At 44.5% G+C, this 12,911-nt stretch carries 10 protein-coding genes and 1 rRNA gene; 5 read left to right on the top strand and 6 right to left on the bottom strand.

Translation table 11 applies throughout. The features are described from left to right. Positions 1-464: 464 nt before the first annotated feature. From frdA to frdD, 4 genes are read left to right on the top strand one after another with little or no spacing between them, the layout of a single operon-like run. Complete coding sequence (gene frdA, locus AAC854_RS18755) at positions 465-2,261, top strand: fumarate reductase (quinol) flavoprotein subunit (protein ID WP_340618441.1); 1,797 nt, start codon at positions 465-467, stop codon at positions 2,259-2,261. Beyond that, a complete protein-coding gene (locus AAC854_RS18750) occupies positions 2,254-2,988 on the top strand; it encodes a succinate dehydrogenase/fumarate reductase iron-sulfur subunit (RefSeq protein ID WP_340618440.1) in 735 nt (244 codons plus the stop codon). The genes frdA and AAC854_RS18750 overlap by 8 nt, the downstream gene beginning before the upstream one ends. A 14-nt stretch (positions 2,989-3,002) precedes the next feature. Beyond that, positions 3,003-3,398 (top strand): fumarate reductase subunit FrdC, encoded by a 396-nt coding sequence (frdC, locus tag AAC854_RS18745; RefSeq protein WP_340618439.1) that lies wholly within the window; start codon positions 3,003-3,005, stop codon positions 3,396-3,398. Positions 3,399-3,414: 16 nt separating this feature from the next. Beyond that, positions 3,415-3,768 (top strand): fumarate reductase subunit FrdD, encoded by a 354-nt coding sequence (gene frdD / locus AAC854_RS18740; RefSeq protein WP_340618438.1) that lies wholly within the window; start codon positions 3,415-3,417, stop codon positions 3,766-3,768. A gap of 100 nt (positions 3,769-3,868) precedes the next feature. Here the strand turns inward: frdD and AAC854_RS18735 are convergent, their stop codons facing one another. The 5 genes from AAC854_RS18735 to AAC854_RS18715 all read right to left on the bottom strand — a co-directional run bounded on the left by AAC854_RS18735 (position 3,869) and on the right by AAC854_RS18715 (position 11,640). Next, positions 3,869-5,932 carry a TonB-dependent receptor domain-containing protein gene (locus tag AAC854_RS18735; protein ID WP_340618437.1) on the bottom strand — a complete coding sequence of 688 codons (2,064 nt, stop codon included), beginning with the start codon at positions 5,930-5,932 and terminating at the stop codon, positions 3,869-3,871. A gap of 292 nt (positions 5,933-6,224) precedes the next feature. Next, positions 6,225-7,973 (bottom strand): acetyl/propionyl/methylcrotonyl-CoA carboxylase subunit alpha, encoded by a 1,749-nt coding sequence (locus AAC854_RS18730; RefSeq protein WP_340618436.1) that lies wholly within the window; start codon positions 7,971-7,973, stop codon positions 6,225-6,227. Continuing rightward, positions 7,970-9,568, bottom strand: coding sequence for a 5-oxoprolinase subunit B/C family protein (locus AAC854_RS18725; protein ID WP_340618435.1), 1,599 nt, complete (start codon positions 9,566-9,568; stop codon positions 7,970-7,972). The genes AAC854_RS18730 and AAC854_RS18725 overlap by 4 nt, the downstream gene beginning before the upstream one ends. Positions 9,569-9,611: 43 nt before the next feature. Beyond that, the gene (locus AAC854_RS18720; RefSeq protein WP_340618434.1) at positions 9,612-10,379 is read right to left on the bottom strand and encodes a LamB/YcsF family protein; all 768 of its coding nucleotides are present in this window, start codon (positions 10,377-10,379) and stop codon (positions 9,612-9,614) included. A gap of 10 nt (positions 10,380-10,389) precedes the next feature. Then, positions 10,390-11,640, bottom strand: coding sequence for an NRAMP family divalent metal transporter (locus tag AAC854_RS18715; protein WP_340618433.1), 1,251 nt, complete (start codon positions 11,638-11,640; stop codon positions 10,390-10,392). A gap of 366 nt (positions 11,641-12,006) precedes the next feature. On the opposite strand from AAC854_RS18715, the gene AAC854_RS18710 reads away from it, so the two are divergent. Continuing rightward, entirely contained in the window at positions 12,007-12,672 is a 666-nt protein-coding gene (locus AAC854_RS18710; protein ID WP_340618432.1) for a GntR family transcriptional regulator, read from the top strand. 110 nt (positions 12,673-12,782) lie between these two features. Here AAC854_RS18710 and rrf read toward each other — a convergent pair. Continuing rightward, positions 12,783-12,898 (bottom strand): 5S ribosomal RNA (gene rrf, locus AAC854_RS18705). Positions 12,899-12,911: the final 13 nt, after the last annotated feature.

Raw genomic sequence — 12,911 nt, 5'->3', positions numbered from 1 at the left:
AAGCGACCACGAAAAACACGGGGTTACAATACGCCGGATGAGCTATTTAAAGGTACAAAAACTCATTTACTTCGTTTATAACGATGTTGCACTTAATATGTGAATCCAAGAAGTATAAATAAATTAAATCCCATCCATAAATCAATAAATATTATTCAATCGTTATATTTATCATTATTTTTATATAAGCTCTTATTCATTTGTAGAAAATGCTGTCGATGGCTCAATCCGATTGAGCAAAAAACATGCGATAGATCACATATAGATCACATTTTGTCAGCAAAATCCTGCAAAACCCGCATTCATATCAAATTTACTTTCTGGATAATTCGTTATAATTAAACCCTATAAAGAGTAATAGTTATCGCCCCTGACTCGTTAAGGTATAGAAAATTACCTTCAATACTTCGTTAAAAAAGAAAAATTGTTTCACTTGAACAATACTTGAACAATGGAGAAGCGCAGTGCAAACCATCAATGTCGACCTCGCGATTATCGGAGCCGGTGGTGCAGGGCTAAGAGCAGCCATTGCTGCTGCTGAAGCCAATCCTCAGCTTAATATCGCCCTGATCTCAAAAGTGTATCCCATGCGCAGCCACACTGTGGCAGCAGAAGGCGGATCAGCCGCAGTCACTCAATCACATGATTCCTATGACTTTCACTTCAATGACACGGTATCCGGTGGTGACTGGCTGTGTGAACAAGATGTGGTTGAATATTTTGTCAAACATTGCCCGACCGAAATGATCCAACTGGAACAATGGGGTTGCCCGTGGAGCCGTAAGGAAGACGGTTCCATCAATGTTCGTCGTTTCGGAGGTATGAAAATTGAACGCACATGGTTTGCCGCTGATAAAACCGGTTTCCATATGCTCCATACCCTGTTCCAAACTTCCCTTAAGTACCCTCAAATCCAGCGCTTTGATGAACATTTTGTACTCGATATTCTGGTGGATGACGGGCAGGTACGCGGTTTGGTTGCACTGAACATGATGGAAGGAACCAAAGTTCAGATCCGTGCTAATGCGGTCATTATGGCGACGGGCGGTGCGGGGCGCGTATACCGCTACAATACCAATGGCGGCATTGTTACCGGAGATGGAATGGGAATCGCATTCCGCCACGGCATTCCATTGCGCGATATGGAATTTGTGCAATACCACCCAACAGGTCTGCCCGGTTCCGGTATTCTGATGACCGAGGGCTGTCGCGGTGAAGGTGGCATTCTGGTGAACAAAGACGGCTATCGTTATCTACAGGATTATGGTCTGGGGCCAGAGACACCACTGGGGCAACCTGAAAACAAATATATGGAATTAGGCCCACGTGACAAAGTGTCTCAGGCATTCTGGCATGAATGGCGGGCAGGGCGCACCATCGCCACGCCACGCGGTGATGTGGTGCATTTGGATTTGCGTCATTTGGGGGAGAAAAAACTACTTGAACGCCTGCCGTTTATTTGTGAGCTGGCGAAAGCCTATGTTGGCGTTGATCCTGTCAAAGAACCCATTCCCGTTCGCCCAACTGCGCATTACACGATGGGTGGAATCGAAACCAATCAGCAATGTGAAACCCGAATCAAAGGGTTGTTTGCCATCGGTGAGTGTTCTTCTGTTGGCTTACATGGCGCAAACCGCCTCGGTTCTAACTCTCTGGCAGAATTGGTTGTTTTTGGTCGTCTGGCAGGTGAAGAGGCGGTCAAATATATTCAGGGCGCCAAACCCGCCAATGACAACGTACTGAATGCTCAGGCCCGTGATGTCGAAGATAAACTCAATAAGCTGCTGAACCAGAAAGGCGGTGAAAACTGGGCGAAAATCCGCGATGAAATGGGGACGTCAATGGAAGAAGGATGCGGCATTTACCGTACACCAGAGCTAATGCAGAAAACCATCGACAAAATTGCTGAATTAAAAGAACGCTTCAAACATATCCAAATTAGCGATCGTTCCAGCGTATTCAATACGGATCTACTCTATACCATCGAATTGGGATTCAGTTTAGATGTTGCTGAGTGTATGGCCCATTCCGCCATGAACCGTAAAGAGTCACGCGGTGCCCACCAGCGCCTTGATGAAGGTTGTACCGAACGTGACGATACCCATTTCCTGAAGCATACGTTGGCTTTCTATAACCCTGAAGGTGCCCCTCATCTGGAATACAGTGATGTGAAGATCACCAAATCCCAACCAGCTAAGCGTGTATATGGCGGCGAAGCGGCGGCACAAGAGAAAAAACAGAAGGAGCAGGCGAATGGCTGAGTTGCAAACGCTGAAAATGGAGGTCATGCGCTATAACCCGGAAATTGACAGTGAACCTCATTTTGTCATTTATGAAGTGCCTTACGATGAGCAAACCTCACTGCTGGATGCGTTGGGTTACATTAAAGATAATCTGGCTCCTGACCTTTCTTACCGCTGGTCTTGCCGCATGGCAATCTGCGGCTCCTGCGGAATGATGGTAAACCGCGTGCCAAAACTGGCCTGTAAAACGTTCCTGCGTGAGTACACACAAGGAATGAAAGTTGAAGCGCTGGGTAATTTCCCGATTGAACGGGATTTGGTTGTGGACATGACACACTTTATTGAGAGTCTGGAAGCGATCAAGCCCTATATCATCGGCAATAACCGTAAACCTGAGGATGGGCCGAACGTGCAGACACCGGCCCAAATGGCAAAATACCATCAATTTTCAGGTTGTATCAACTGTGGCCTGTGCTATGCCGCCTGCCCTCAATTTGGCCTGAATCCTGAATTCATCGGGCCTGCTGCGGTTACATTGGCACATCGTTACAACCTTGATAACCGCGATAATGGCAAGAAAGAGCGTATGCCGCACATCAACAGCGACAACGGTGTCTGGTCTTGTACTTTCGTAGGCTACTGCTCTGAAGTTTGTCCGAAACATGTTGATCCGGCAGGTGCCATTCAGCAGAGCAAGGCAGAAAGTGCCAAAGATTTCATTATCTCTATGCTGAAACCACAATAAGGAAGGAGAGAATAATGACGACGAAACGTAAACCTTATGTGCGCGGCATGGAAGCGAATTGGTGGCGCAAACTCGGATTTTACCGTTTTTACATGCTGCGGGAAGGAACGGCAGTTCCTGCCACCTGGTTCAGTTTACTGGTGCTTTATGGCTTGTTTGCCTTGAAAAACGGCCCGGAAAGCTGGGCGGATTTTGTCTCTTTCCTGCAACATCCGATCGTGTTGCTGATTAATATCATCACCCTGCTGGCAGCCCTGCTGCATACGAAAACCTGGTTTGAACTGGCTCCGAAGGCGCTCAATCTCATCGTCAAAAATGAGAAAATGCCACCGGGACCAATTGTCAAATTGCTATGGGCAACCACGATTATTGCGACTGCCGTGATTCTCGGCGTGGCATTACTTTTCTGACCCCAAGGAGGATCTGATGAATCAAGTACCTAAGCGTTCCGACGAACCGATTTTCTGGGGCTTATTTGGTGCCGGCGGGATGTGGAGCGCTATTGTTGGGCCGGCAATTATTCTGCTGCTGGGCATACTGATACCACTCGGTTTGGCACCAGAAGCGCTTTCTTATGAGCGTATCCTGACATTCTGCCAGAGTTTTATCGGTCGCATCTTTTTGCTGCTGATGATCAGCCTGCCGATCTGGTGCGGAATGCACCGTATTCACCACGGAATGCATGATCTGAAAATTCATATCCCTGCCAGTAAATGGATATTTTATGGTGCAGCGGCTGTTTTGACTGTTATCGCTTTGATTGGAGTTTTTACGCTGTAATTCTCATGGCGATAATTGGAGAGCAATCTCAGGAAAAGTCTGCGGATAAACCGCAGACTTATTACAAGGGATGTTTTTGAATATCTTTAAGACGTTTTCATCAGAATTTATAAGAAATTGTCGCTTTATATGTGCGTCCTTTCTCTTCTTGTCCTTTATAAGTTTTCAAATAATAAGAGTGTTCGTTGTAACGTTTATCAAAGACATTATCGATACCAAACTGGAGTTCTGCATTTTTAAATGTACCTGTTTTTGGCGACCAGGAAATATACATATTACTTACGCCATAGCCAGATTTATGGATACCGACAGTATTTCCTCTCTCTGTACCTTTGGAATTTTTTGCCAGAACAAATCGAGAACTCCAACCGAGTTCAATATCAGTTTTGTCAAATAGGTAACTACCACCTACAGTAATAGAATCACCGACTGATGGTGTAAACTCTAATCCTTTATCAAATAACGCACTATCTTTAATAATCTTGTTATTGACTTTGGCATAAGTGGTTTTTAAAGACACATTATTTAGTTTATAGCCAGTCGCTAATTCAAACCCTTCCAGTCTGGCTTTCGGGATATTATGCAGTTCGTTCTTAGCTAAAGTTGTAGACAGGTTTTTAAAATTCGTTTGGAATACTTTACCTGATACTACCAGCGAGTCATTGTCAGCAAAAACACCGGGATAAGTACCTGCCAGTCCCGTTTCCAAATTGTAACCGGTTGTGGCTGTCAGGTTATTACCATGGTTGGATAATCCCATAAGTTCTTTGCCTAATGGACCTCTGAAGAGTTCGGTGTAATTGGCAAATAATGTTGTGGACGCCCCGAGCTCGTATTTCAATCCGAGTGCTTTTGAGAAGTGAGAATAAGTTCTCTCAAACGACTCATTTTGTTCATTAATCGTATGGTATTTATAGTGATCCCATCTGATACCAGGTATAACATGAAAATCTGCAAGTTGAATATCATCCTCTAAGTAAACAGAAGATGAGTTTCCTTTTTCTACTTCTTTATTATGAATATTCTCCTCTGCGTTAGTGAAGCGCATTCTGGTATCAAAATACTCATATCCATAAGTTAAGGAATGGGATAGCTTCTCGGTATCAAAACTAGAGGTATTACGAACTTTAACACCTTGAGTTTCAACAATACTATCGAATCCTTTCCCACTTCCGTTTACAGGCTTCATATGGGTAGAAGTTTGTTCAGTATGATAAGCGGATATTTTTAAATCAATAAGATCATTATCAACCGGCGCATATCCGTAAGTGATATTATGGGTATCACGGTCGATGGCATACTTCGCTTTCTTTCCGTTATTTACATCCTGTCCAAAATTCAATCTAAAACTAGTTGCTGCATCATTTTTATAATGTTCTTTAGATACATTAATATACTGCTCATCGGTCAGATTAAATTTAGCTTTTAATAAATAGTTGAATAACTTTCCATCTGTCGGGATTGAATCTCTCCCTATATTATCTCTGCCAGATTTAGAGTCGTGAATATTGCGATGGGTAAAGTAACCTAATAAATCAACAGCACCCAATCTGCCATAGGTCGCCAAAGATTGTTGGAATTCATCACCATTGCTGGAGTAATTTAATTTCCCTTTGGCACCAAATAATTGACCGGGTGTCAACAGATCACCTGCATCAACGGTCTCAAATTTTAATGCGCCACCAATGGCACCAGTATCGTAGGTAATACTGTTACTACCAACCTTGATATCAACCTGCTTCAACATTTCAGGATCGATGCCGTAATTCCCTGCATGGTGGAAGTGATACCCTTCTTGTCTTGCACCATCAATGGTTACGTTGATGAATTGATCATCCATCCCACGGATTTTGAAGCGTTGCCCTAAAGCACTAGGATGACCCGCTTGTACCCCTGGTACATTCTTTAAAATCTCGGCAACACTTTGTGCTTGTTTGACCTTGATTTCATTACGGCTGACTTTTCTCTCTTCTGGTGCATCTTGTGCATTATTATCTGCAATAACAACAAGTGTATCGCCAGTACTAGGAGATTTTTTAATCGTGCTTTCAGCACTTGCAAATGCGTTGGTAGAAATAGCAACTGTCAGCATAGATGCGGACATCAGAGGAACACACAAGCCGCTTTTAGCCAAGCTAGCGTAAATTTTGGTAATTTTAGACATTTATTTTCAAACAAGTATACTATTGAGAATCGTTATTATTTACATTTCTATAGTAAATGTAAATAAATTTCAAGAACAGTTATTTTCAATAAGGTTTGTCGGCGGTCGGAGCCCACTCCGAAAGTGGGCTTTATTTATTGAATAACATGAAGAATTTGATGGCGATAAAGTACCTTAGTGAGATCTTGTTTACTCCAATCAGTATAAATACTCATCACTATAGCGCCCCATAACCCAAAGGAGTGCAAATTTATACTAAATATATACCCGTTTAATTTTTCTATGAATCTCACTACTCAATATTAGCCAAAACACTCTCTGCATCCTGATAATCCCCTGCTTGGACACAGAATGTAATTTTTCCTGAACGATGAGCATTGATTTGTACTTCCATTTTCATGGCTTCCATAACTGCAATCACATCGCCTTCTTTAACTTGAGCACCTTCTTTAACCATCCAGGAATGCAGGATACCTGAAATAGGGGCTTTGACCTGACGGGGATCTTCCGGCCGTTTTTCCGTTATGACAGACGGAGAAAATTGCTGTGCACCTACAGGGGCTGAATGCGCCAATCCCGCCAATAAATCCGCCGGCAACCCCAGTTCATGCCTGCGGCCATCAACCTCAATAAACGTGCGGGTAATACTTTTATCCCCGATAGGAAGCTGACGTAGCGAAGCCTCTAGTTCATTCACAAAATCAGTTTCAATCCAGCGGGTATGGACATTGAATTTATCACCAGAAACAAAATCAGGATGCGCCATCACCGCTTGATGGAAAGGTAAAACGGAGGCTACGCCACGGATCTTAAACTCTTTCAATGCCCGACGTGCCCGAGCAATGGCTTGTTCTCGAGTCGCCCCTGTGACAATCAATTTTGCCATCAGTGAATCAAAAGTAGCAGGAATGGTTGAGCCATTCACCACACCAGAATCCAAACGAATACCGGGACCGGAAGGTGGAGTGAATTCAATGACCGTTCCAGATGTTGGTAAGAAGCCTTTTCCGGCATCTTCCGCATTAATGCGAAATTCAAATGAGTGCCCTCTTGGGACTGGCGTTTCCTGAATGTTCAACGGATGGCCTTCTGCCACTCGCAACTGTTCAATAACCAGATCGATACCTGTTGTTTCTTCTGTCACGGGATGCTCTACTTGTAAGCGAGTATTCACTTCTAAAAAAGAGAGCGTCCCATCTGCACTTAACAAGAATTCTACTGTTCCAGCGCCAACATAATTGGCTTCCGCGCAAATGGCTTTTGCTGATTGATGAATACGTTCCCTTTGTTCTTGGCTCAGGAATGGTGCAGGCGCTTCTTCCACCAGCTTCTGGTTCCGACGCTGCAAAGAACAGTCACGGGTGCCGAGGACAACAACATTGCCTTGTTTATCCGCAATCACCTGCGCTTCTATATGACGAGGTTTATCCAAGAATTGCTCAATAAAACATTCCCCTCGCCCAAATGCGGCTGTCGCTTCACGCACTGCTGAATGATAAAGTTCTGCCACTTCATCCATCCGCCAAGCCACTTTCAACCCGCGGCCTCCTCCCCCAAATGCCGCTTTAATAGCAATCGGCAACCCATGCTGCTCTGCAAAAGCGATAACTTCCTGAGCATCTTTGACTGGCTCTGAGGTTCCAACAACCAATGGCGCTCCCACTTTCTGGGCAATCTTACGCGCCCTAACCTTATCACCCAGCTCATCAATCGTTTCAGGGTTAGGCCCAATCCAAATTAAGCCTGCGTCTATCACTGCACGGGCAAACTCCGCCCGTTCAGACAAAAAACCGTAGCCCGGATGCACCATTGTTGCTCCCGATTGCTTCGCTACCGCCAGTAAACGAGGAATATTCAGGTAAGTTTCTGTAGGGCTATTGCCGCCCAAAGCATAAGCTTCATCAGCCAGTTGTACATGCTGTGCATTAATATCTGCGTCGGCATAGACGGCAATGGCTTGTACGCCATAATCACGGCAGGCACGGATAATACGGACTGCAATCTCACCACGGTTGGCAATCAGCACTTTTTTAGCGTTCATAGCAAATCTTTACTCCCTTGAATTTCATGGAATTGGCTGATGGGGTTAAATCGGATTTTGGCGTTGACGGGGATCTGACCGGCGAGATCAAGGTGATAATCGGCCACTGAAGCAATAACCGGATATCCGCCTGTCAGTGGGTGATCAGCCAGGAACAATACGGGTTGTCCACTGGCGGGAATTTGAATCGCTCCCGCACATGTGCCTTCACTAGGGAGTTCTTGCTGTTGAATGCGTGATAGTGAGCACTCACCATTTAATCGCAGGCCAATTCGATTAGATTGAGGGGTAACCTGCCAATCCTGCTTACTCAATAATTCAATGGCCTCTTGCGTAAACCAATCCGTACGAGGGCCAAGTATGATATCTAATACGATGACTTCATTTTTATCTGGCATGGTAAAAGCCGGCGTTTCAGAAAAAGATACCGCTGCACAGTGAGACGTTTCCCTGATTGCCAATTTATCAGACACTTTCAACGGCGCAGGCCCAATATTGGACAATGTATCAAATGAATAGCTGGATAAGGTGGCAGAAACAGCAAAACTCCCCCTCACCGCCAAATAAGAACGCATACCAGCCGTAGGCATTCCTAACGAAATTTCATCACCATCGTTTAAATCAATCGGTTGGTAAGTATTCACATTGAATATTTCACCCGATGGCGTTTTTATCTCTATCGGACACGATGCTCCCGTAATCGCAATCAGCATCTGTCCATGAGCGATGGCCTTAAACCCACCCTGCACTATCTCCAGACAGGTTTGATCGGAGGAATTACCAACAACACGGTTTGCACAACGCAGAGCACTTTTATCCATTGCACCGGATTCTGAGATCCCTAATCCTGACTGCCCAACACGTCCCAAATCTTGAAACAAAGTTTGCAAGCCCGCAGACAAGATTTCCAGATGGCAGTCACTCTCTGGCATAGAAACCGTATTTTTAATCGCAGCTTTCGGCAAACTGACCGTTGCAGGGGTGTGCCCAACATCCCGGAAGTTAACGCGATAACCCGGTTGCAATAAGGCGGGAGAAGAACGGGAAAGATCCCACATACGTTCGGTTGTAATACCGATAATCTGCCATCCGCCGGGACTTGCTTGCGGATAAACACTGCTGAATTCCCCCGCCAGTGCAACAGCACCAGCAGGAATGCGTGTTCTAGGCGTATTACGACGGGGAATATTCCACTGCGAAGTTTCTGATACCATATAAGCAAAACCAGGAGCGAACCCTGTAAAAGCCACGGTATATTCATTTTCCGTATGTTGGCGGATAACGTCCGAAACAGTAACTCCCAGAATTTCAGAAACTGTCGCAAGATCATCACCATTATAATGCACCGGGATTTCTATCTGTTTTCCCGTTGCGTGACCACGTGCCCGCAAATCGCGGCTACTGATTTCTGCCACCAATTGTTGAACTGATATTTTTGTCGGCCGGAAATGGATCATCAACGTCCTCGCCGCCGGAATAATTTCTTCAACCCCGAGAACAGGGATAGTATTCAGTGAATCAAGCAGCGCCAATGTTTCTGCCAGTCCACTCAGTTCAACCATGATGGTATTGAAATTAACAGGTAAAAAACGCAAGACTATCTCCCTAAATCATTAACCATGCCAGTGCGATCTATATTTATGGATGAATAAATGATCGGATGGTAACGCCTGCCTGCTGCAAAACGGTTCTGACCTGTTTTGCCATCTCTACCGCACCGGGGCTATCACCATGTACGCAAATAGAATCCGCTTGAATAGGTGTAAATTTGCCATCAATCGATTCAACACCGCCTTCTGTCACCAGTTGCAACATACGCTGGGCAACAAGATCCGCATCATGCAGCACAGAACCTGCTTCACGGCGGGAAACTAATTCACCCTGTGAGGTATAAGCACGATCAGCAAATGCTTCTGCGACGATTTTTAATCCTCTTTCCTGAGCTAATTTGAGAACATTTGATCCCGCCAAACCAACCAATACCAGATTGGCATCAATCGCCAAAATACCTTCAATAACTGCAATCGCTTGGTCTTTGTCATTCGCGATTGTGTTATAAAGCGCGCCATGAGGTTTGACATAACTCACCTTTGTGCCTGCTGCCGCAGCCAGACCTTGCAAAGCACCAATTTGGTAAATAACGTCAGCCGTAATTTCATGGCTGGCAAGATCCATTTTGCGCCGCCCAAAACCAACCAAATCGGGATAAGAAACATGGGCGCCTATCGTGACATTGTTTTCCTGTGCGGATTTCAAGGTCTGCAAAATCCCTACCGGATCACCCGCATGAAAGCCACAGGCAACATTAGCACTACTGACAATTCCCAAGATTTCTTTATCGTTCCCCATGCGCCATTGACCAAAACCTTCACCGAGATCACTATTTAAATCGATTGTTTTTATCATGATGATTCCCCTAAGCTGATTTCAAAAACTCAAAGATTGAATCAATAGACATGGCCCCCATGTACCATGTCAACACACAAGTCATCGCACCCGACCACAACAACCAGCGTGGATACACATACCCCGCCATTAAATCAGCACGTTTCCAGCCAACATAAACAAAGATGGTCAAACCGAGAGGAAGAATAAGCCCATTGAAGCCACCTGCGAAAACCAGCAAAGCGGCTGGCGGTGTTCCTATTAATAGATAAATCGCCAGCGATACGGCAATAAACAATAAAGTCGCAATATTGCGTTGGCGCTCGGTAAATTGTTTTCGAAATACACTACAGAAAGAAATGGAAGTATAAGCAGCACCGATAATACTCGTAATTGATGCGGCCCAAATAATTAAACCAAAAATACGTAAACCAAATTCTCCAGCGGCTGCCTGAAAAGCTTGTGAGGCCGGATCTGCCGTTTCACTTGCAACATCAAGTGTGACGCCACTGGCAACCACACCCAATATGGCAAGAAACAACAGGTATCGCATCAAGCCAACCACCAAGATCCCTTTGGTTGCTGCACTGGAAACAATTTTAATGTTTTCGATACCTACCGCGCCTTTATCCAGTAAACGATGTGCTCCGGCATAACAAATGTAACCACCAACCGTTCCGCCAACAATAGTCGTTATCGTCGCAAAATTGATTTCATCGGGCAGGACGGTCTGTCGTAACGCTTCTCCCACTGGCGGATTGGAGACTATCGCAACAAACAATGTCATGCCTATCATGATCATCCCTAAAATTACGATAATACGATCAATGGCGACGCCTGCTTTACGGGAAGTAAAAATATAAATCGCCATCAAGGCACTGAATAACCCACCCCATTTGGGATCCAGCCCCATCAAAGCATTAAGCCCTAATCCAGCTCCCGCAATATTACCGACGTTAAACACCAATCCACCAAAAATCACCAAGATAGCCAGTAAATAGCCACTTCCCGGAATAGCCGCATTCGCAATATCAGCAGATTGCATTCTGGTTAATGTGACAATTCGCCAAATGTTTTGCTGTACAACAAAATCAATCAGGATGGAGGCAAAAATACCAAAAGCAAAAGCGGCCCCCATCGTCGCAGTAAATGTAGCTGTTTGGGTGATAAACCCTGGCCCAATCGCTGATGTCGCCATCAGAAAAATTGCTGCAATCAAAGACGAACGTCGATTCGATACAAAATTTTCCGTTTCTTGGTTTGCTGTCTCCTGCATAGCCATAAGCTATTTTCCCCTGTCATCGTTATTGTATTTATTATTTTCTAAGCAATATCCATACCATTGTGGAACTAAAGCAGGAAATTGTTTAATAACAGCAAATGTATTGCTGAACAATAAATAAGATCTGCTGGGGAAATAAGCAAACAGAATTGTGTTATCACTTGCAGAAATCCAATAGAGATCACTTTATTAACATTTACTGTTGAATTTATTATCGGAATGCACATTTCAGGTGCAAAACACACCATAAAATTGCCCTATATTGGTTCAATGACGATAACTTGCTGGTTATCAGGGAATATGTGAAGATTCTCTCTTATTCGCTTCGAAGGTATTTATTATCAGCAACTGATCTAATGGATAACTATGAAAAAAGACCATTCTCCCCAAATTCTGAGTAAAAGAATCGCCGAAACTATAAGAAATAAGCTGGTTATTGGGGAGTTATTACCGGGACAACGGCTATCAGAGGCTGCACTGAGTGAACAACTTGAGATTTCACGAAATACACTACGTGAAGTGTTTCGCCTTCTCACCCAAGAAGGGCTGCTAAAACATGAACCTAACCGTGGTGTGTTTGTTGCAATTCCCGATATTGCATCAATTATTGATATTTATCGAATTCGACAATTGATTGAATGTCAGGCTCTGGCTCAAGCTTATCCAATGCATCCTAGCGTTGCAAAAATGAAACAAGCCGTTGAGATAGCGCAGCAATGTCGTGAAAAACAAGACTGGATTCGGGCAGGAACGGAAAATATGCGTTTTCATACCGCAATTGTGGAATTAACTGACAGTGAAAGGTTAATCGCTTTCTATCGCAATATCTCCGCAGAACTTCGTCTGGCTTTTGGCATCTTGAACGATCCTGAACTTTTGTATGCACCCTATATCGATAAAAATGCCCATATTCTGGAACTGTTTAATGCCGGGCAGAATGATCTCGCGGCTAATAAAATGAAAGAATATTTAGAATTATCGGAAAGAACGATACTTGCTGCTTATACACGCAAAAACAGCCAAGGATCATAAATCCAGTTAATGCAGAAATACAGAAGGAAAATTATGTCAGGCACTGAAATAATTTCCCCCAAACGCAAAAAAGCCATCCGGTGAAGGATGGCTTTTCTGACTAATTGAATGTCTGGCAGTGCCCTACGCTCACATGGGGAGACCCCACACTACCATCGGCGCTACGGCGTTTCACTGCTGAGTTCGGCATGGGGTCAGGTGGGACCACCGCGCTATTGCCGCCAGACAAATCCTGTATT

The organism is Xenorhabdus entomophaga (genome assembly GCF_037996725.1).
In the GTDB taxonomy this organism is placed as follows: Bacteria; Pseudomonadota; Gammaproteobacteria; order Enterobacterales; family Enterobacteriaceae; genus Xenorhabdus; species Xenorhabdus khoisanae.
The sequence above is the reverse complement of the archived record's forward strand: the minus strand, read 5'-3'. Positions and strand labels throughout refer to the sequence as shown.